Origin of the sequence: Pseudomonas sp. Root401, assembly GCF_001425105.1 — a bacterium.
Taxonomy (GTDB): Bacteria; Pseudomonadota; Gammaproteobacteria; order Pseudomonadales; family Pseudomonadaceae; genus Aquipseudomonas; species Aquipseudomonas brassicacearum.
Window position 1 is genome coordinate 15,025 of the sequence record NZ_LMDO01000013.1, and the last position, 21,347, is coordinate 36,371.

The 21,347-nt window shown below is 60.8% G+C and carries 16 protein-coding genes; 3 read left to right on the forward strand and 13 right to left on the reverse strand.

The window, feature by feature from the left end:
* The first annotated feature begins 210 nt into the window (after positions 1 to 210).
* Complete coding sequence (estP, locus tag ASC85_RS12945) at positions 211 to 2,118, forward strand: esterase EstP (protein WP_057449604.1); 1,908 nt, start codon at positions 211 to 213, stop codon at positions 2,116 to 2,118.
* 160 nt (positions 2,119 to 2,278) lie between these two features.
* Here the strand turns inward: estP and trpE are convergent, their stop codons facing one another.
* The 10 genes from trpE to ASC85_RS12995 all read right to left on the reverse strand — a co-directional run bounded on the left by trpE (position 2,279) and on the right by ASC85_RS12995 (position 14,758).
* Positions 2,279 to 3,760, reverse strand: coding sequence for an anthranilate synthase component I (gene trpE / locus ASC85_RS12950; RefSeq protein WP_057449605.1), 1,482 nt, complete (start codon positions 3,758 to 3,760; stop codon positions 2,279 to 2,281).
* A 70-nt stretch (positions 3,761 to 3,830) separates the two neighbouring features.
* Positions 3,831 to 4,649 carry a phosphoglycolate phosphatase gene (locus ASC85_RS12955; RefSeq protein ID WP_057449606.1) on the reverse strand — a complete coding sequence of 273 codons (819 nt, stop codon included), beginning with the start codon at positions 4,647 to 4,649 and terminating at the stop codon, positions 3,831 to 3,833.
* Entirely contained in the window at positions 4,646 to 5,320 is a 675-nt protein-coding gene (gene rpe, locus ASC85_RS12960; protein WP_057449607.1) for a ribulose-phosphate 3-epimerase, read from the reverse strand. Before rpe ends, ASC85_RS12955 begins: the two co-directional genes overlap by 4 nt.
* A gap of 78 nt (positions 5,321 to 5,398) precedes the next feature.
* Entirely contained in the window at positions 5,399 to 6,547 is a 1,149-nt protein-coding gene (locus ASC85_RS12965; RefSeq protein ID WP_057449608.1) for an iron-containing alcohol dehydrogenase, read from the reverse strand.
* A gap of 215 nt (positions 6,548 to 6,762) precedes the next feature.
* Positions 6,763 to 7,587: an ABC transporter permease gene (locus tag ASC85_RS12970; protein ID WP_057449609.1), complete on the reverse strand. Its 825-nt coding sequence runs from the start codon at positions 7,585 to 7,587 to the stop codon at positions 6,763 to 6,765.
* Between the two features lie 13 nt (positions 7,588 to 7,600).
* On the reverse strand, positions 7,601 to 8,848 hold the full coding sequence (locus ASC85_RS12975; protein WP_057449610.1) for an ABC transporter permease: 1,248 nt from the start codon (positions 8,846 to 8,848) through the stop codon (positions 7,601 to 7,603).
* Between the two features lie 194 nt (positions 8,849 to 9,042).
* Entirely contained in the window at positions 9,043 to 10,086 is a 1,044-nt protein-coding gene (locus tag ASC85_RS12980) for an ABC transporter substrate-binding protein (RefSeq protein WP_003206153.1), read from the reverse strand.
* 50 nt (positions 10,087 to 10,136) lie between these two features.
* Positions 10,137 to 11,261, reverse strand: a complete 1,125-nt coding sequence (locus ASC85_RS12985; protein ID WP_003206154.1) for an ABC transporter ATP-binding protein — start codon at positions 11,259 to 11,261, stop codon at positions 10,137 to 10,139.
* 347 nt (positions 11,262 to 11,608) lie between these two features.
* Positions 11,609 to 12,238 carry a response regulator gene (locus tag ASC85_RS12990; protein ID WP_039590796.1) on the reverse strand — a complete coding sequence of 210 codons (630 nt, stop codon included), beginning with the start codon at positions 12,236 to 12,238 and terminating at the stop codon, positions 11,609 to 11,611.
* A gap of 123 nt (positions 12,239 to 12,361) precedes the next feature.
* Positions 12,362 to 14,758: a PAS domain-containing sensor histidine kinase gene (locus ASC85_RS12995; protein ID WP_057449611.1), complete on the reverse strand. Its 2,397-nt coding sequence runs from the start codon at positions 14,756 to 14,758 to the stop codon at positions 12,362 to 12,364.
* Between the two features lie 74 nt (positions 14,759 to 14,832).
* Between ASC85_RS12995 and ASC85_RS13000 the strand changes: the two genes are divergently transcribed.
* Entirely contained in the window at positions 14,833 to 15,825 is a 993-nt protein-coding gene (locus ASC85_RS13000) for an alpha/beta hydrolase family protein (protein WP_057449612.1), read from the forward strand.
* Between the two features lie 143 nt (positions 15,826 to 15,968).
* On the opposite strand, the gene ASC85_RS13005 is transcribed toward ASC85_RS13000, so the two are convergent.
* Genes ASC85_RS13005 through ASC85_RS13015 form a run of 3 tightly spaced genes read right to left on the reverse strand, consistent with a single transcriptional unit; the run spans position 15,969 to position 18,431 of the window.
* Positions 15,969 to 16,736: a TerB family tellurite resistance protein gene (locus tag ASC85_RS13005; RefSeq protein WP_057449613.1), complete on the reverse strand. Its 768-nt coding sequence runs from the start codon at positions 16,734 to 16,736 to the stop codon at positions 15,969 to 15,971.
* A 1-nt stretch (position 16,737) separates the two neighbouring features.
* Positions 16,738 to 17,409 (reverse strand): N-acetylmuramate alpha-1-phosphate uridylyltransferase MurU, encoded by a 672-nt coding sequence (gene murU, locus ASC85_RS13010; RefSeq protein ID WP_046064561.1) that lies wholly within the window; start codon positions 17,407 to 17,409, stop codon positions 16,738 to 16,740.
* Positions 17,406 to 18,431 carry an aminoglycoside phosphotransferase family protein gene (locus ASC85_RS13015; protein WP_057449614.1) on the reverse strand — a complete coding sequence of 342 codons (1,026 nt, stop codon included), beginning with the start codon at positions 18,429 to 18,431 and terminating at the stop codon, positions 17,406 to 17,408. Before ASC85_RS13015 ends, murU begins: the two co-directional genes overlap by 4 nt.
* Positions 18,432 to 19,553: 1,122 nt before the next feature.
* Here ASC85_RS13015 and ltrA point away from each other — a divergent pair.
* The gene (gene ltrA, locus ASC85_RS13020) at positions 19,554 to 21,251 is read left to right on the forward strand and encodes a group II intron reverse transcriptase/maturase (protein ID WP_057449615.1); all 1,698 of its coding nucleotides are present in this window, start codon (positions 19,554 to 19,556) and stop codon (positions 21,249 to 21,251) included.
* The last annotated feature ends 96 nt before the right edge of the window (positions 21,252 to 21,347 follow it).

Genomic DNA, 21,347 nt, shown 5'->3' on the forward strand with positions numbered 1-21,347 from the left:
TTTGATCCAGAAGTTTGCTGACAATCGACACGGGGAAAGTCTCGTTCATACGTCCCAGCACAGTAGCTTAGCTGGGCGGAGCACGCAATATGACCGTTCCCGAAGGGCTTTGAAACAATCACGACGTTCCGGATAGATGGCAAAACGCCGGAAGTTTTTGGTACTGTCGTTTCGTTTTCTAACAACAATAAGATAAAAACGGACTTTCCCATGATAAAGAAGACGTTGTTCGTACCGATTGCTGGTTGCCTGCTTGCGCTCGCCTGCGCCCAAGCGAACGCCGGCCCCAACCCGTACTCCAAGTTCATCGTGTTCGGCGACAGCCTCAACGACGCTGGCCAGTTTGCCGACCCGAATGGTCCGCCCGGCTCGACCGAGCGCTATACCAACCGAACCGGTCCGATCTACACCGACGGCAGCGGCGAGGCCTACTCCGCCAACTCCACCCAGTTGCTCGGTGGGCGCCTGGGTTATTCCGCCGACGAGACTGCCGCTTCCACTTCGGCGGTCCGCGCCAGCGAGGGCCTGGCGGACGGCAACAACTGGGCGGTGGGCGGTTATCGTACCGACCAGATACTCGAATCGATTACCGGCGTGTCCGACACCGGCGAGCGCAGCCGTCCCGGCTACCTGCAGTCCAATGGCCTGCGCGCCGATCCAAATGCGCTGTATTACCTTTCCGGTGGTGGTAACGACTTCCTTCAAGGCCGGGTGCTGACCCCCGAGCAAGCGAACGCCGCCGCGGACCGCCTGGCCGACAGCGTCCAGGTGCTGCAAACGGCCGGTGCCCGCTATGTGATGGTCTGGCTGTTGCCCGACCTGGGCCTGACCCCGGCCCTCAACGGTGGTCCGTTGCAAGACGCCTTTTCGCAACTGGGCAACCAGTTCAACCAACAGCTGGTCACGCGACTGCAAGGCATCGACGCTGAAATCATTCCATTGAACATTCCGCTTTTGCTGAAGGAAAGCTTCGCCGATCCGGCAAGATTTGGCCTCGCCACCGGGGAGAACCTCACCGCGACCTGCTTCAGCGGCAACGGCTGCACGGAAAACGCCACCTACGGCATCAACAGCGCCACGCCTGATCCCACCAAGCTGATCTACAACGACGCGGTCCATCCGACCGAAACCGGGCAAAAACTGATCGCCGACTACGCCTATTCCCTGCTCGCGGCGCCATGGGAACTGACGTTGTTGCCGGAAATGGCCCACTCGACCCTGCGCGCTCATCAGGACGAGTTGCGCAGCCAGTGGCAATCGGATTGGGAGAACTGGCAGGCCGTCGGCCAATGGCGAGCCATCGTCGCAGGCGGCGGCCAGCATCTGGACCTGGACAGCCAGAGCAGCGGCGCCAGCGCCGACGGCAGCGGCTACAGCCTGAACATTGGCGGCAGCTATCGCCTCAACGACGCGTGGCGCGTGGGTGTCGCCGCCGGTTTCTACCGCCAGGACATGGAAGCAGGCCATAACGATTCGGACTACAAGCTCAACAGCTACCTGGCGACCGCTTTCGCCCAGTTCCAGCAAAACCGCTGGTGGGCCGATGCGGCACTGACCGGCGGCAAGCTCGACTACGACAACCTGGAGCGCAAGTTCGACCTGGGCGTCAACGAAGCGCAGGAGAAAGGTGACACGGACGGTCATCTGTGGGCATTCAGCACGCGGGTGGGCTACGACATCGCCCAGCCGGGCAGCGAGTGGCATCTCTCACCGTTTATCAGCGCTGACTATGCGAAGGTGGAAGTCGATGGCTACTCGGAAAAGAGCAACCGCTCCACGGCCCTGACCTTCGATGACCAGACCCGCGACTCGAAACGCCTGGGCATTGGCTTGCAGGGCAAATACAACATCACCCGACAGACCCAGGTGTTTGGCGAGTATGCCCACGAACGCGAGTACGAAGACGACACGCAAAAGGTGAACATTGCCCTCAACAGCCTGCCGGCCAATGACTTCACGCTGGAAGGCTATACGCCACAGAGCCACCTCAATCGCCTGAGCCTGGGGGTCAGCCACAAGTTGACCAACGACTTGGCGCTACGGGGCGGTTATACCCTGCGCAAGGATGATGACATGACCCAGCAAGGGGTAAGCCTGGGCGTTAGCCTGGATTTCTAACGAAGGGCGGCTTGCTTCTGTAGGAGCTGCCGGAGGCTGCGATCTTTTGATCTTGATCTTGATCTTGATCTTTTGTTCTGGACTCGATTGGTCTTGGAAAGATCGCAGCCTCGTTGCACTCGACAGCTCCTACACAGCTCCTGCGCCGCGTCAGAACGGTTCAGTTGCTGGAGGTCTGCTCGGCCAGCGCCACGGCGCGGAACATGGCCCGGCGCTTGTTCAGGGTTTCTTCCCACTCCAGTGCCGGCACCGAGTCGGCGACGATACCGCCGCCGGCCTGCACGTGCAGTTCACCGTTCTTGATGACCGCGGTGCGAATGGCAATGGCGGTGTCCATGTTGCCGTTCCAGGCAAAGTAACCCACGGCCCCGCCGTACACGCCCCGCTTGACCGGCTCCAGCTCGTCGATGATTTCCATCGCGCGGATTTTCGGCGCGCCAGACAAGGTGCCCGCCGGCAGGATCGCCCGCAAGGCGTCCATCGCCGTCAGCCCGGCCTTCAACTGGCCGGTGACGTTGGAGACGATGTGCATCACGTTGGAGTAGCGCTCGATGACCATCTTCTCGGTGAGCTTCACCGAGCCGATTTCCGAGACCCGCCCGGTGTCGTTGCGCCCCAGGTCAATCAGCATCAGGTGCTCGGCGATTTCCTTGTCATCCGACAGCAGGTCCTCTTCCAGCGCCCGGTCAGCTTCCTCCGTGGCGCCACGGGGGCGAGTCCCGGCGATCGGCCGTACCGTGATCAGGTTGTCTTCGACCCGCACCAGCACTTCCGGCGAACTGCCCACGACATGGAAGTCGCCGAAGTTGAAGAAGTACATGTACGGCGTCGGGTTGAAACAGCGCAGCGCTCGATAGAGATCGATCGGCGCTGCCTTGAAGTCGATGGACATCCGTTGCGACGGCACCACCTGCATGCAGTCACCGGCAAGGATGTATTCCTTGATGGTATCGACAGCCCGTTCGTAATCGTCCTGGGTGAAACTGGAGCGGAATACCGGGTCGGCCGCCGACTGCTTGCTGAAGTCCAGGCCGGGACGCGGAGCGATCGGCTGACGTAACTTCTCCAACAGTGCTTGCAGGCTTTGTTGACCCTGCTCGTAGGCATCTTCCTGGGACGGATCGGCCAGGACGATGGCGTGCATCTTGCCGGCGAGGTTGTCAAAGACAACGACCGCGTCGGACACCATCAGCAAAATATCCGGAACGCCCAACGGATCGGGGTTCGGGCAGGTGCCCAGGCGTTTTTCCACGTAGCGCACGCAGTCGTAGCCGAAATAACCCACCAGGCCACCATTGAAGCGCGGCAGGCCAGGGATGGTCGGCACGTTGTAGCGGGCCTTGAAGGTTTCGACGAACGCCAGCGGGTCTTCGACTTCGAGGCTTTCGATTTCGACACCGTCGTGGGTCACGCTGACGCGATGGTCATGGACCCGCAGCACCGTGCGGCACGGCAGGCCGATGATGGAATAACGGCCCCATTTCTCGCCGCCCTGCACCGATTCGAGCAAGTAGGAGTTGGGCTGGTCGGCCAACTTGAGGTAGATCGACAGCGGCGTGTCGAAGTCGGCCAGGGTTTCACAGGCAAGGGGGATGCGGTTGTAGCCGGCTGCGGCTAGACGCAGGAATTCTTCGCGGATCATGGGGTGCCTCGTGGCAAGAGGAGCTGACAGTCAGGTATGCAAACGCGCCGGATAACCGGCCAGGATCACGTCAGGTGCGCCAACGCCAGCGGGCCAGGGCCTTCATGACTTTCATCCAGAGTTTGCGAGTGACCACCACGATGGCGTTTCCAGAAGAGGATTGAACAGCGTCGGGCAACGTTATCTCAGCGGCCGGGTCCAGGCAACCGGGAATTAACAGGCGCAAATCGTCGATCACCAGCGTCGGAAACTCTTCGGCGATTGGCCGACCGTGGTTGTAGCCGTAACTCAGCGCCACGCATTTGACCCCTGCCGCTTTCGCCGCCAGCACATCGCTGCGCGAGTCGCCGACGAACAAGGATTGGGAGGCCGGAATGTTGGCCATTTTCATCACGAAAAACAGCGCGGCCGGGTCAGGCTTTTTCTGCGGCAAGGTATCGCCGCCGATGATCCAGCGGAAATAGCGGCCGATTTTCATCTGGTCCAGCAACGGCGCAACGAAGCGCTCCGGCTTGTTGGTAATCAGCGCCATTTCCACGCCCTGCTTTTGCAGCCACTTGAGGGTTGAGCGCACGCCGGGATAGACCACCGTCAGTTGGTGATTGTCTTCGTAGGCTTCATTGAACAACTCCAGCGCCCGCTCGACCTCGGCATCATCGACACCTTGGGCACCGATGTCATTGGCCAGGGCCCGGCGCACCAGCATCGGCGCGCCATTGCCGACCCAGTGGCGTACCGAATCGAGGCCGGCAGGCGGGCGTCCAAGCTTGAGCAGCATCGTGTCCACCGCCGCCGCGAGGTCCGGGACCGAATCGACCAATGTGCCATCGAGGTCGAACATCACCAGACGCGGCAAGCTGCCGGGGAACAGCTGCTCGAAGCCGCTCATGGGCGCGCCAGGGCCAGTTCGGCGCGCATTTGTGCAATCACCTCTTCGTAGTTCGGTGCATTGAAGATCGCCGAGCCCGCAACGAACGTGTCGGCGCCGGCCGCGGCGATTTCACGAATATTCTTCACGTTCACGCCACCGTCGATTTCCAGGCGGATATCACGGCCCGAGGCATCGATCAGCGCACGTGCTTCACGCAGCTTGTCGAGCGTCCCCGGGATGAACTTCTGCCCACCGAAGCCAGGGTTGACGCTCATCAACAGGATCATGTCGACCTTGTCCATCACGTACTTGAGCACGTCCAGGGGCGTGGCCGGGTTGAACACCAGGCCGGCCTTGCAACCGCCTTCGCGGATCAACTGCAGGGAGCGGTCGATGTGCTGCGTGGCTTCAGGGTGGAAAGTGATGTAGGTAGCACCGGCTTCGATGAAGTCACCGACAATGCGGTCCACCGGGCTGACCATCAAGTGCGCGTCAATCGGCGCGGTGACGCCGTACTTGCGCAGCGCCGCACAGACCATCGGGCCGATGGTCAGGTTGGGCACGTAGTGGTTGTCCATGACATCGAAGTGCACGATGTCGGCCCCGGCGGCCAGAACGTTGTCCACTTCCTCGCCCAGGCGGGCGAAGTCGGCAGAGAGAATCGACGGAGCAATAGCGAAGGGCTGCATGACGCACCTGTTTTGAGCGAAATCACGATGGCGCGCATTGTATACCTCAAGATTTGGCACGCCCACCGTGGTAATCGATCAATACGCCGCGCGGTAGATCTTCTCGATATCGGCGGCGCTCAGTTGGCGTGGATTGTTGCGCATCAGCCGTTCTATTCCCGCCGCTTCCACCGCCATGGAGGGAATCACGTCATCGGTCACGCCCAGGCTGCTGAGGCCGTTGGGTATTTCCACGGCGGCGCACAACGCAACCATGGCCTCCACGGCTTCGTCGGCCGCTTCAAGATCACTCAGGTGCGCAGTCTTGAGGCCCATTGCCTCGGCGATGTCACGCATGCGCTCGACACAGGCCATCTTGTTCCAGGCCATGACGTACGGCAGCAGCAAAGCGTTGGCGACGCCATGGGAGACGTGAAAGCGCCCGCCCAACGGATAGGCCAACGCATGCACCGCCCCGACCCCGGCATTGCCGAATGCCATGCCGGCCATCAGGCTGGCCGTGGCCATGTCTTCACGGGCTTGCAGGTGAGCCGGGGTGGCATAGGCTTTGGGCAGCGCGCGGGTGATCAGTTTGATTGCGCCGATGGCCAGGGCATCGGTGATTGGCGAAGCATTGAGCGACAGATAGGCCTCGATGGCATGTACCAGCGCATCGACGCCACTGGCAGCCGTGACGCTGCGCGGGCAGGTGAGGGTCATCTGCGGACTGACCAACGCCACGTCCGGCAACAGATAATCGCTGACGATGCCTTTTTTCAGCTGCGCAGCCTTGTCGGAGAGGATCGCCACGTTGGTGACTTCCGAACCAGTACCGGCCGTGGTGGGGATGGCAATCATGGGCGGGCCTTTGCGTGGCACCTGATCGACACCGAACATATCTTGCAGCTCGCCGTGGTAACCGGCATAGACCCCCACGCACTTGGCGATGTCGATGGCACTGCCACCGCCGAGACCGATCAGGCCGTCATGACCACCGTCGCGATAGGCTTGCATGCAGTCTTCGACAATGGCGATTTCCGGGTCCGGCATGACCCGGTCGAAAATCTCGTAGTCCCGTCCGCCCAGATGTTGCAGGGCCAGTTCCACGGTGCCGGACTTGACCAACGCCGCATCGGTCACGATCAGCGGGTTGTCGACGTCCAGGCGCGTCAATTCCGCGGCCAGTTGCTCGATGGCAGCGGCACCGGTGATCAGTTTATGGGCGATCTTGAATGAGGAAAGACTCATGTGCGCGGCCTCTTATTCGAGTATGGGCTGGCACAAGGATAGCTCGGTATTGAGGGTTGTCTGCCATTCAGCGCATGAATGCGATAAGGAACCTGTGGATGAGCCCACTGTGGGAGCGAGCTTGCTCGCGATAGCGGATCAACATTCAACTTCTGCTTTGAATGTATCACCGCTATCGCGAGCAAGCTCGCTCCCACACTGTTTTTGCTTGGGCCTCAGACTTGGGTAGTACGCAGCTTCTCGCTACGCCCACGCAACCACTCCAGGGTCAGCAACAGGATCACCGAGAAGGCAATCAGCAGCGTCGCCGCCGCGGCGATGGTAGGGCTGAGGTTTTCGCGGATGCCGCTGAACATCTGCCGTGGCAAGGTTGCCTGCTCGGGGCCGGCCAGGAACAGAGTCACTACCACTTCGTCGAACGACGTCGCAAAGGCGAACAGTGCACCGGAGATCACGCCCGGGGCGATCAACGGCAGGGTCACCCGCCGAAACGCCGTCAGTGGCGAAGCCCCAAGGCTGGCAGCGGCCCGAACCAGGTTGTGGTTGAACCCCTGCAGGGTCGCCGACACCGTGATGATGACGAACGGTACACCCAGCACGGCGTGGACCACGATCAGCGAGAAGAAGCTGTTGCCCAGCCCCAGCGGTGCGAAAAACAGGTAGCTGGCCACGCCAATGATCACCACCGGCACCACCATCGGCGAAATCACCAGGGCCATCACCAACGCCTTGCCTGGGAAGTCACCACGGGTCAGGCCGATGGCCGCGAGCGTGCCGAAGACCATCGCCAGCAACGTCGCCGCCGGGGCCACGATGATGCTGTTTTTCAGCGCCCGCATCCATTCGGCCGAGGCGAAGAAATCGTGGTACCACTGCAGCGAAAAGCCCTGCAGCGGGTAGACCAGGAAGCTGCCGGAGTTGAACGACAGTGGAATGATCACCAGCACCGGCAGGATCAGGAACAACAGAATCAGCCCGCAGAGTGTGCGCAAGCAGTAAAACCACACCCGCTCGACGGGGGACATGTAAGGACTCACCATTTTCGATCTCCCCTTAGCTCAGGCGCAGGCGACTGGCGCCCACCAGCCAGCTGTAAATCAGATAAAGCACGATGGTCGCCAGCAACAGCAGCCCGCCGAGCGCCGTGGCCATGCCCCAGTTGATGCTGGTGTTGGTGTAGAACGCGACGAAGTAGCTGACCATCTGATCGTTCGGGCTGCCCAGCAGCGCCGGCGTGATGTAGTAGCCGATGGCGAGGATGAACACCAACAGGCAACCGGCGCCGACCCCGGCATAGGTCTGCGGGAAATACACCCGCCAGAAACTGGCGAACGGGTGGCAGCCCAGGGAAATCGCCGCACGCATATAGGTTGGCGAGATGCCCTTCATCACACTGTAGATCGGCAGGATCATGAACGGCAGCAGGATGTGGACCATGGAGATGTATACGCCGGTGCGGTTGAACACCAGCTCCAGGGGCTTATCGATGACGCCCATGGCCATCAGCGCACTGTTGATCAGGCCACCGGACTGCAGCAACACAATCCATGCGGCGACGCGTACCAGGATCGAGGTCCAGAACGGCAGCAGCACCAGGATCATCAGCAGGTTGCTCTGGCGCGAAGGCAGGTTCGCCAGCAGGTAGGCCAACGGATAGGCCAGCACCAGGCAGATCGCGGTGATCACCAGGCCCATCCAGAAGGTCCGGGTAAAGATGTCGAGGTAGATCGCCTGGTCCGGGGTGGCCGTGGCCAGTTCGCCGAGGTCATCGATGCGGTGATCGACAGCCGCCAGCAGGTAATACGGGGTAACGTCGCTGGTGTTGCGGCGAATCACCTGCCAGTACGCCGGGTCGCCCCAACGCTCATCGAGGTTTTCCAAGGCTTCTTTATAGGAAGCCGGCTCGGTGGCAAATGGCAACGCCCGAGCGGTCTTGGTCAGCAGGCTGCGATAGCCGGCCAGTTCCATGTTCAGGCGCTTGGACAAGTCGCCCAGGGTCTGATTCTTGCGGGCTTCGGCCAGGTCTTCGCTGGCAGCCTTGTACACCGGCTCGCCCGGCAAACCACGTCCGTCCCAGGCAGCGACGGCGGCAACAGTACGCGGCATGGCGCCCACCACTTCCGGGTTGCTGACGCTTTTGAACAGCAGCGCCACGATCGGCACCAGGAACACCAGCAACAGAAACAGCACCAGCGGCGCGATCAAGGCCTGGGCCTTCCAGCGGTTGATCCGCTCGGCGTGCTTGAGCCGTTGCTTGAGGGTGGGGCTGGTGCCCGCGTTCAGTGGAACGGCGATGGCCATGGCGAACTCCGCAAATCTTTTTGATCGTTACAGGGGCGGCGGGCCGCCTCTGTTCTTTTGAAACGTTGGCCTCTGAGTCGATCGTTCCCACGCTCCACGTGGGAATGCATCCAATGACGCTCTGCGTCACAAAGGACGCGGAGCGTGCTGGGCGGCATTCCCACGCGGAGCGTGGGAACGATCTCTGTCAGCGGTTACTTCGCAGCCCAGGAGTTGAAGCGCTGCTCCAGTTGCTCACCGTTGTCAGCCCAGAAGCTGACGTCGATCTGCACTTGGTTGGCGATGTTTTCCGGGGTGGTCGGCATGTCCTTCAGGACATCCTTGGCCAGCAACGGAACAGCCTGGGTATTGGCCGGACCGTAGGCGATGTTTTCCGAGTAGGTCTTCTGCTGCTGCGGCGCCACCGAGAAAGCGATGAATTTCTTCGCAGCTTCGGCGCGGGTCTTGTCCAGGCCGCGTGGGATGGCCCAAGCGTCGAAGTCGTAGATGCCGCCGTTCCACACCACTTTCAGGTTGCTTTCTTTCTGTACCGCGGCGATCCGGCCGTTGTAGGCCGAGCTCATGACCACGTCACCGGAAGCCAGGTACTGCGGTGGCTGGGCGCCAGCTTCCCACCACTGGATGTTCGGCTTGAGTTCATCGAGCTTCTTGAACGCACGGTCCTGGCCGTCTTTGCCAGCCAGCACTTTGTAGACGTCTTTCGGCGCTACGCCATCGGCCATCAGGGCGAATTCCAGGGTGTACTTGGCGCCTTTGCGCAGGCCGCGCTTGCCCGGGAATTGCTTGGTGTCCCAGAAGTCCGCCCAACTGGTTGGCGCGGTCTTCAGTTTGTCGGCGTTGTAGGCCAGCACGGTCGACCACACGAAGAAGCCCACGCCGCAAGGCTGGATAGCACCCTTGACGTAGTCTTCGGCCTTGCCGAACAGCGCCGGATCGAGTTGTTCGAACATGTCTTCGTCACAACCACGGGACAACTCCGGGGACTCGACTTCAACCAAATCCCAGGAAACGCTCTTGGTATCGACCATGGCCTTGACCTTGGCCATTTCGCCGTTGTACTCGCCAGCCACGATCTTGCCATTGCCGGCCGCTTCCCACGGTGCGTAGAAGGCTTTGACCTGAGCCGCCTTGTTCGCCCCGCCGAAAGACACCACGGTCAGGTCCGGGCCCGCCGCCATCGCGCTTGCCGCACCCATCATGCCCAATGTCAGGGCTGTGAACTTCAGGGATCTCAACATTTATTGTTCTCTCCACGTGCAGGGTTGGTGTTGGTACAGCAGGGGGGCGATCAATTCGCCTCTAGAAGGGGATCGAGCGCACGCACATGCTCGACTTGCCAGCCAAGCGGAACCACGTCCCCGACGGCGAGCCCGGGATCGAGCTCGGCAATCGGCTGTTTCACAAAGAAGTCGTTCTTGCCGCAGACTTCCAGGCGAACCCGGACGTGGTCGCCCAGATAGATGAATTCCGCCACCCTCCCTGAGAAGCGGTTGACACATTGTTCGCTTGCGCCGTTGAGGCTCACCCGCTCCGGGCGGATCGACAGAGTCACCGGCTCGCCTGGCTTGCCGACATTCACCGCCAGTGCCTCGACCTTCTCACCGCGCCCCAGCTCCACCAGGCAGCGCTCGCCGGTTTGGCTGTGCAGGCGGCCGTTAAGGCGGTTGTTCTCACCGATGAAGTTGGCGACAAAGGTGTTTTTCGGCTCTTCATAAAGGGTGCGCGGCGGGGCGATCTGCTGGATCTCGCCCTGGTGGAACACCGCCACACGGTCGGACATGGTCAGGGCTTCGCCCTGGTCGTGGGTCACGTAGACCACGGTCACGCCCAGGCGCTGGTGCAGGTGTTTGATTTCCATCTGCATGTGTTCGCGCAATTGCTTGTCCAGCGCACCCAGGGGTTCGTCCATCAGCACCAGCTGCGGCTCGAATACCAGCGCCCGGGCCAGGGCCACCCGTTGTTGCTGGCCGCCGGACAATTGCGCCGGGTAGCGTTGGGCGAAGCTGTCCAGCTGGACCATGCTCAAGACGCGCTTGACCCGATCACTCACGTCACTCTTGTTCAGGCCCCGCACGGTCAGCGGGAACGCCAGGTTCTCGGCGACAGTCATGTGAGGGAACAAAGCGTAGTTCTGGAACACCATGCCAATGTCGCGCTTGTGCGGTGGCACGTTGTTGATCGAGCGCCCGGCCAGCAGGATCTCACCGGCGGTTGGGGTTTCAAACCCGGCGAGCATCATCAGGCTGGTGGTCTTGCCGGAGCCGGAAGGCCCGAGCAGGGTCAGGAATTCGCCTTTGCGAATATCCAGGTTGAGGTCTTTGACGATCAGGTTCTCGCCGTCGTAGCTCTTTTGCACACCACGAAAGCTGACCAGCACATCACTGGCCCCCGCGCTTGAATCGACCTGGCTCATACCCGCACCTTTTGTATTGATGACTGCTTGTGAGTCAAGCCTAGTGGAGCCTGGGGCCCGCGCAAATCGGGACGCAGGAGAGAATCACCTCAGCCGGATGGAAGAGTCGGGGTAGGGATTGCCCTACAGAGATGGCGGGATTGGATAAGGACAGCGGGCAGTTGGCAGCGGCACGCCGCAAGTAGGGGCGAAAGCGCTGTTGGGGGCGTGTCGCAAATGGATATGCCGGCACATTTCCCCTGTGGGAGCGAGCCTGCTCGCGATAGCGGTGTATCAGACAATATCGATGTCGAATGACCCGACGCTATCGCGAGCAGGCTCGCTCCCACAGAGGGAAACTGCGGACCTTAGAGCAGCTTGTGCTCCATCGCATATTTCACCAGCTCCGCCAATGAGGTGATGTTGAGCTTCTGCATCAGCCGTGCCTTGTGGGTGCTGATGGTCTTGCTGCTCAGGGCCAGTTGCTGGGCGATGTCGTTGACGTTGGCGCCCTGGGCCAGGCGTTCGAAGACTGAGAATTCACGCTCGGACAGCAGCGAGTGCAACGGTCGCGTGTCGGTCAGGCCGACTTCAAAGACCATGCGATCGGCCAGGTCCGGGTCGATGTAGCGTCCGCCAGCCGCGACCTTGCGAATCGCCATGAGCAACAGGGCCGGGTCGCTGTCCTTGGTCGCGTAGCCAGCGGCGCCGACCTTCAGGGCGCGGGCGGCCATTTGCGCTTCGTCATGCATCGACAGCACCAGGATGGCCGGCGGATTGCTCAGCGCCCGGATCCGTGGGATCGCCTCCAGGCCGTTGACGCCCGGCATGGAAATGTCCAGCAGCACCACTTCGCAGGGCACGTGGCGCAAGGTCTCGAGCAACTGTTCGCCATTGCTCGCCTCCCCCACCACCACCAGATCCTTGGCCAGGCCGATCAACTGCTTGATGCCTTCACGGACGATGGTGTGGTCTTCGGCTACCAGTACACGGATCACGTTGTTCTCCAGATTCAGGATCTCATCGCGAGCAAGCTCGCTCCCACAGTGTGTATGTGTACATCTCAATCAATGTGGGAGCGAGCTTGCTCGCGATTGGGCCCACCCAGGCAACCCACCCCATCAGACCTCATGCAACGGCACCCGCACCGACAGGGTCGTCCCCTCCCCCGGCTCACTCTCCAGGGACAACTGCCCGCCCATGATCAACACCCGCTCACGCATGCCGACCAGGCCAAAGGAGGTTGGCCGCCCCGTATCGGCAATAAATCCTACACCGTCGTCGCTGACGGTCAGGCACAATTCGTCGCCCTCCTGAACCAGCGTCAGCTCTACAGTATGCGCTTGGGCATGACGCATCACGTTGGTCAGCGCTTCCTGGAGAATCCGGAACAGGCCAATGGCCTTGGCATCGCTCAGGGCCGGCAGGTTGTCCGGCACCTGCACCAGGCATGGGATCTGCGTTCGCGCCTCGAAACGCCGAGCCTGCCATTCGATGGCCGAGGCAATGCCAGCATCCAGGATCGGCGGGCGCAGCGCCGTTGCCACGTCCCGCACCAGTTGGAACAACTGGGCAATCAGGCGCTTCATGCTGTTAAGCCGCTCATGCAGGCCCGGGTCGAGTTGCGCGTAGGCCAATTCACACATGGATGTTTCTAGCTTCAACACCGTCAGCATCTGGCCCAGCTCGTCGTGGACCTCCCGGGCAATGCGCGCCTTTTCCTCTTCCCGCACGCTTTCCAGGTGCGCCGACAATTCGCGCAGCTGTTCCCGGGAGCTGGCCAGTTCCAATTCGATGCGTTTGCTTTCGGTGATGTCCCAGACGATTCCGTCCCAGACATAGGCGCCATCTTCGAGACGACGGGTGATCGCCTTGATCTCGGCCCAGCGCTCCTGGCCTTCGCGGGTCAGGATGCGGCCCTGCCATGACCAGTCACTGTCGGTGTCCAGCGCCTGGTCCTGAGTGCGGTGGTAATCGGCCTTGTCCTGCGGGTGCACCAGGCTGCGCAGCCCGGTGTCGCTGCGGGCCAGGGTCGCGGGGGAATAACCCACCAGGCTTTCGCTGCCCTCGCTGATGTAGGCAAAGTCGATCTGGCCGGTCACCGGCGCCCGCTCCAGGCGAAAGACCAGGCCCGGCACGTTGGCGGCGATGCCTTGCAAGCGCGCTTCGCTTTCGCGTAACGCCGCCAGCGCACGTCGGCGCTCGGTCACGTCGTTGAGGTAGACCACCAGGTATTCGGCGTCGCGAAAACGCAGGAAGCTCAGGGAAACGTCAGCCGGCAGGATGCTGCCATCGGCTCGCACGCATTCGGTTTCGAAACTCTGCGCCCCCTCTTCACTGGCCCGGGCGCGCTTCCACAGGTTCAGCCAGCGATCCATGTGCAAGCCCGGCTCGAAGTCGATCAAAGGCCGGTCGATGATGGCGCCCGAGGCATAGCCGAGCATGGTTTCAGCCGCTCGGTTGGCATAACGCACGTGGCTGTCCCAATTGACCCAGAGAATGCCGACCGTGCTTTGATCGATGGAAAACTGCGTCAGGCGCAAGGCTTCTTCGCTGGCAGCGCGCTGGACGATGTCCTCCCTCGCGGCTCGCAGACGGCGCTCCAGTGCGCGTTGCTGGCGGCGCTGCCAGAACACGATGGCAACGCTGCTGAGCAGCAAGACCAGAATCAACAGGGTCAGGTTCTGCCAGAAGCCCGGGGTCTCGGTCAGGCGTGGGTATTTTGGCTTGAGCCAACGGCTGTGCAGTTGCTCCAGATCCTTGGCCGGGATCGCCTGCAAACCGCTGTCGATGATCTCGGCCAATTCCGGCCAGTCCCGGCGCGTGGCAACCCGCAGCAACTGCGGCAGGCCAATGTCGCCCACTACCGCCAGCTCGGCGAATTCGGGCTCGACCATCAGCCGCCCGAGTTGTGCCTCGTCGACCACCGCGTATCGGGCCTGCTGGGTCAGCAATAGTTGCAGGGCCTCGCGCTCCATCGGCACGCCTTGCAGATTCAGCGTCGGGTAGTTGCTGCGCAAGTAATCGGCTATGGCGCTGGGCATGCGCACCGCGACCCGGGCCTGGGTGTCGAGTTTTTCCAACTCCACCCCTTCGGCGCCCTTCTGCGCGCCGACGATCAATTGCGGCACGCGCATATAGGGATCGGAAAACTGCCAGAGCTTGAGCCCGCCCGGGGATTGGGTCAGGCCCGGAGCAATGTCCACCTCGCCGGCGCGCACCGCTGCTTCCAGTTGTGCCAAGTCCTGGAAATTGCGCCAGGTCAGCTCGACGTTCAACGCCTTGCCCAGCCATTGCATCAACTCGACGTTAGTGCCGGACAAACGCTGCAAGCGCCGGTCGTATTGGGCATAGGGCGCCTGCAATACCAGGCCGACCCGCCATTGCGGATGTTGCACCAACCACTGGCGCTGCCCTGCATTCAATTGCACCCCGTGCGCCGACGGCGCGGGCGCGGCCCACGCCATCAAGGGAAGCCATAAACAGCCGATAACCCACAGGCAGCAAAAACGCATCATCGAAGTCTCATGCACTGACAAATACTGACCAACCCATTAGGCTGCCGGAAATACTTCTGGTCATGGAATATCCGATGCCCTCTGTTTATCGCCTGGCGTTGCCAGCATTGTGCCTGTCGCTGATCCTGCCAAGTGCCTTTTCTGTACAGGCCAGCGAAACGGCCCCCGCCGCCGAGCAACCTGCCGAAGAAAAACCCGTCGAGCGCCAGCCTTTGCTCGAGCGTAGCCAGGAAGAAGCGAGCGCACTTGAACGAAAAGTCCCGGTCCAGGAACAGCAACAGTTGCAGACTGGCAGCGATACCTTCCTGGCGCTGTGGAAGCCGGCCAACACCAGCGACCCCAAAGGTGCCGTCATCATAATCCCTGGCGCCGGCGAAACAGCTGACTGGCCTCAAGTCGTCGGCCCATTGCGTAAAAAATTGCCCGATGTCGAATGGAGCAGCCTGAGTATCACCCTGCCGGACCTGCAAAGCGACGTCATTGCACCGCGCGTGGTAGAAGCACCGCCCGAGACCAAGCCGGCCGACACCGCTGCCGCAGCACCGGACGCCACCACGGCGGCGCCGATCGAACAGGTCGCAGGTGGCGAAGCCGATGCGGCAGATCCCGTCGTTGCCCAAACCGATGAAGAACACGCCAAAGCCGACGCCGAGCGCATCTTCGCCCGTATCGATGCAGCCCTGGCCTACGCCGAACAGCAAAGCGCACGCCGCATCGTGCTGCTGGGCCATGGCACTGGCGCCTATTGGGCGGCGCGCTACCTGAGTGAAAAGCAACCCTCGCAGGTCGAACGCTTCGTGATGGTGGCCGCCCAGACTCCGACCACCGCCAAGCCGGCCCTGGTCGAACTGACTTCGACCTTGAAACTGGCGACCGCCGACATTTTCTACATGGACAAGCCGCTGGATCGCAACGCGGCGCTGGAGCGCTTGCAGGCGAGCAAACGCTTGAAAGGCTCGACCTTCAGCCAGGTGTCCCTCAAGGCCCTGCCGAACCCGACGGCGGAGCAGGAGCAGCTGTTTCGTCGAGTTCGGGGTTGGTTGAATCCGCAGAAGGCGGGGGAGTAAGACTGACTCTGGCACCGCCCACACGCTGTAGGAGCTGCCGAGCGAAGCGAGGCTGCGATCTTTCCAAGGCCAGTTGAGTCCCAAGCGAAAGATCAAGATCAAAAGATCGCAGCCTTCGGCAGCGCCTACCGCAGGCCAGCGGGCTAGCGAAAATCCCGGCGCTCGCGAATCAACCGATAGGCGTTATGCAATTCCCGGGTTTTGTCGGTGGCTTCACGCACCTGCATGGGCGTTGCTCCGCTGCCGGCAATCTTGTCCGGATGATGGCGACTGAGCAGGCGTCGGTAAGCGCGCTTGATCTGTGACGGTTCGCTGGTGGCCGACACCCCCAGCAAGCGCAAGGCTTCCTGATAGGTCACCCCGCTGTTGGGCCGCGACAGTTTCTGCGGCTCGTAATCAGCCGCCAGCGCCTGGACCTGCTGCGGCGTCCAGCCCAACCAGCGGCCCCACTGGGCCACCAGTTCTCGCTCACTGACACCGGCACGCCCATCGGCCCAGACCATCCGCCAACACGCGCGCAATACCCCTTCAGCCGCGTGGGGCTGGACGGCCAGGCGGCGCATGTAACCGCGCAAGCGATCGTTCCCGGACTTGCCCCGGTTGAACGCCGCGATCGCCCGGCGCTGCGCCGACTCGCTCAAGTCCAGCGCACGCATTTCCTGGCGAGCCTGCTGGATGTGACCATCGACCACGCGGCCATCGCTTTTCGCCAGCCGCCCCAGTAATACAAACAACAACTCATCGTTGCGCAACGCCGGGCGTCCACCCAGACGCTCACGTACCTGCGCCCAGCCTTGCAGGTTCAGGCGCCGATCCAGCGCCTGTCCCAACAACGCCCCAAGCATGGCCCCCGGGATGCTGGCTATGGCAAAGCCCGCCCCGGCTCCAATCAGAGTCCCTGGCCACCACATATCAACCGCTCGCTTCTATCAAGGTTTCGACCTGCGCCAAACGTTCATGGGTGCCGACATCGACCCAATGCCCTTTGAGGTGCTCGCCACTGACGCGCCCCTCGGCCATGGCCGCGCGCAACAGCGGTGCGAGCTTGAACGCACCGTCCGAGCAACCGTCGAACAACCGCGGGTGCAGGACGGCAATGCCGCTATAGGTCAGGTTGTCGGCAGGCGCGAGCCTATCGTGAACCTTTCCGTCGACCAGGACGAAATCGCCGCCTGGGTGATGCTCGGGATTATCGACGAGCACCAGGTGCGCCAGCCCTTTTAGCGGCCTGCGCAACACGCTGAAATCGTAGTCGGTCCAGATATCGCCGTTCACCACCACAAACGCTTCATCGCCCAGCAACGGCAAGGCCCGGAAGATTCCACCGCCGGTTTCCAGCGGCTCGCCTTCGGGGGAAAACCGAATGTTCACGCCAAACCGTGAACCGTCCCCCAGGTGATCTTCGATCTGCTGACCGAGCCAGGCGTGATTGATCACGATCTCGGTGAACCCGGCCCGCGCCAGCGCCCGCAAGTGGTATTCGATCAAGGGAACACCACCGACGCGAATCAACGGCTTTGGCGTGGTAAGAGTCAAGGGCCGCATGCGTTCGCCCTTGCCCGCCGCCAGGATCATCGCCTTCATGCCGTTGCTCCGGCCGATTGCCGCAGGCTGCCCAGCAGTTCATCGAGCGGTGCCAGTTCCGGGCGACGGGCAATGACCGCTTCTATATAAGCAAAGAACCGCGGCACATCGCCGAGGTAGCGTGGCTTGCCATCACGATGGCAAATGCGCGCGAAGATCCCGATGACCTTGAGATGGCGCTGCACGCCCATCAAGTCGCTGGCCCGCAGGAAGTCCTCGAGATCCGGCTGGACGGGAATGCCGAGGGCGCCGGCCTGCTGCCAGTAATTCTCCAGCCAGCCGCGCACACGGGCTTCGGGCCAACTGAGGAAGGCATCCTTGAACAGACAGGTCACGTCGTAGGTGACGGGGCCATAGACCGCATCCTGAAAGTCCAGCACACCGGGATTCGGCACGCTGAGCATCAGGTTGCGCGGCATGTAGTCGCGATGCACCAGCACTTTGGGCTGGGCCAGGGCGCTGTCGATCAACAGCTCGCTGGCCTGCTGCCAGAGTTGCTGCTGGGCCGAATCCAATTCGATACCCAGCTCGCGCTTGACGTACCACTCAGGGAACAATTCCAGCTCCCGACGCAGCAACGCGACATCGTAGCTCGGCAACGGCGCAACCATCGGCAATTGCTGGAAAGCCAGCAGGGCTTGCAGGGCATCGCGGAATAAATCGTCGGCATTTTCGCCGTTGATCACGTCCAGATAGGTCTGGTTGCCCAGGTCATTGAGCAAAAGAAAGCCGCGCTCGAGGTCTTCGGCATAAATTTTTGGCACGTTAATGCCGGATTTCGCCAGCAAAAAAGCAATATCCACGAAGGGTTTGCAGTTTTCCTGGGGCGGTGGCGCATCCATTACGATCAAACTGCGACCCTCGCCTTCCCAGCGGAAATAACGCCGGAAACTCGCGTCACTGCTGGCGGCGGTCAACGTGGCCGGGGGTACGGCGCCCCAGCCCTGTTGAGTGAAAAGGATCGGCAGTTGTTCATCGAGCCAAACTTTCAGGTGTTGCAAGCGTACATCTTGGTCGGGCATTGCAAGGGTCTCCGACGGCGCTAGCCGTCAAGCGGGTCATGCTTTATTATCCAGCATCTTGTGCGACACGCGTAGCGTGCCTCCAGCTTCGCGATGAGGAGTCATCGTGAAGGGTTCTTGCAAAGGAACCAACAGCCCGGCAGCCAATTCGGGAAACAAAACCGCCCAAGGAGTCCTTCGCTTAAAAAGACTCGTTGTCGCTGCGGCGCAATAGCGAACCCAAAACCACTTAGCACTCGGAAACGTGGTTAGGGTCCGGATTTCGGACTGGGAGTGCTTACTTCATCACATCGGCCCCATGGCCTTACTCTGACGGGAAGAATCCCCGCAGGGGTTCCTCCTTCTGCAAATAGGGGGAACATCACCCAGACAAGCCGTTTTCCTACGGTCCTTGTCCATTTCAACTGGAGACATGAGCGAAAGTTCTGTCTGTCATTGTCCAACTGTTGCAGTCACTGAACAGTAGCGGACTCGTTGTGCGACCAACGATAGCCTAGGAAGACATGCGTCACTGGTAACGGTGGGGTATGAAGCTCTTCCGACAATGTAGCCCCCGTCAGGGCGTGATCTTGCTGCGAGGCAAGTCATGGATGCTCGGAGCAGTACCGGGTTGAGGCGCTAGGCTGGCTGGCAAGGGCAACGTAAGTGAACTGCTGATAAACGCCGTAAGGATAACCATGCCCAAACTGCTGTCAGGCATGAGCCAAAAGGTACGAGGCCAGATATTCCTGTGGGATGTGGGAATACGTCGCTGCACAAGCCTCCGGCGAAAAGGCAGGTCCTAAACCAGTCGTGTGACAGTCAGGGAACGTGGTAAGCCCGTATGGCTGCCTTCGGGCAGGCATACCGCAAGGTGAACTGTTGGCTGTGCGGGTATGGGATCGCAGAGAAAGCGAACGCCGGGCTGTAATGGTTCGGATAGGGATTGGAACATTATCCCACGGGAAACCGGGCAGACTTCTGCGTGGTCTTTCGTCGCATGAATGCTGATTGAGCCTGTTTCAATGAACTTCGAGGTCCAGAAATACCGGACCTTCCAATAGTCCAACCCTGACGGGAGCGCACCTCCCCATCAGGGGATGCGTACGTCTTTTGCTCAGGGTCATCTGAGAGGAAGGCAGCATGATAGAACACAGCCAAATGGCCGTGTCTGCGCCTTCCGACGTTCCGCAGCAATGGCACGACATCGACTGGTGTCGCGTTCAGCGGAACGTTCGGGCAATGCAGATACGGATTGCGAAGGCTTGTCGGGAAGGCAACTGGCGCAGGGTGAAAGCCTTGCAACGGATGCTGACCCGCTCACGCTCGGCCAGATACTTGGCCGTACGGCGAGTCACTGAAAACCAGGGTAAGCGCACGGCGGGAGTCGACCGCGTGCTCTGGGATACACCGGATGCCAAATGGAAAGCGGCAGATGGATTGAAGCGCCACGGGTATAAACCTCGGCCGCTACGGCGAGTGTTTATCCCAAAGTCGAATGGAAAGGAGCGCCCTTTGGGCATCCCGACCATGACTGACAGGGCAATGCAGGCGTTGTACTTGCTTGCTCTGGCGCCCATCGCAGAAACCACGGGTGATCCCAATAGCTACGGCTTCAGGATCGAACGCTCGACGGCGGATGCGATGGGGCAGTTGTTCGTTTGCCTGTCCAAGAGGCTATCGGCCAAATGGGTTTTGGAAGCGGACATCAAGGGCTGCTTTGACCATATCAACCACGACTGGCTGATCCACCACGTCCCTACGGACAAAATGGTTCTTCGCAAATGGTTGAAAGCAGGCGTGATCCATAAAGGTCAGCTTCAGGCAACGGATGCCGGTACACCTCAAGGCGGGATTATCTCGCCGACCTTGGCAAACATGGTGCTGGATGGCCTGGAAACACAGCTCAAGCGATATCTGGGCGTGACACGGGCCAAGAAGCTGAAAATCAATGTAGTGCGATATGCGGACGATTTTGTGATCACTGGCGAATCGAAAGAGGTGCTCGATAGCGAAGTCAAACCTTGGGTGGAGCAGTTCCTCGCGGTGCGCGGATTGCAGTTATCCCCTGAGAAAACCCATGTCGTCCATATAGATGAAGGCTTTGACTTTCTGGGTTGGAATTTCCGCAAGTACGGCGGGAAGCTTCTGATCAAGCCGAGCAAGAAAAACGTGAAAGCGTTCTATCGCAAGGCCAAGGAGGTCATCAGCACCAACAAAGCGGTGACGCAAGAGGATCTGATCCGATTGCTGAACCCGATGCTGCGAGGCTGGGCGTTCTATCACCAGCCAGTAGTCGCCAAGAAGGCGTACAGCCGCATGGACTTTCAAATATTCCAAGCGCTATGGCGCTGGGCAAAACGGCGACACCCGAACAAAAACCTCGACTGGATCAGGAAGAAGTATTTCCAACTCATCGAGGGTCGAAACTGGGTGTTCTGCACCACGTTACTGACAGAGACTGGGGACAAAGAGGAGATCAGGCTATACACCCTTGAGGCTACGCCGATCGAGAGGCACAGAAAAATCAGCGGGGAGTACAACCCGTTCGATCCTTCGATGGAGGAAATGGGCGAGAAACTGCGGATGTCCCGGATGCTCGGGAAGCTGAAATACCGTAAACAAGTATCAAACCTGTTTCAATCGCAAAAAGGTCTGTGTTTACTGTGCAAGAACCCGATAACCAGGGAGACGGGGTGGCACGACCACCACATCATTTATCGCTCACAAGGCGGTGGTGACTCGCTAAGCAACCGGGTACTATTGCATCCCATTTGCCACCAGCAGCTTCATGCTCGTGGGCTAACAGTGAACAAACCGGCTCCCGATTTCGGGGGTTAAGTAGAGACTTGAGCCGTATGCGCTGAAAGGCGCACGTACGGTTTTTAGGGGGGAGCAGGCCAGAAATGGTCTGCTCCTACCCAACTTTCAGACCAT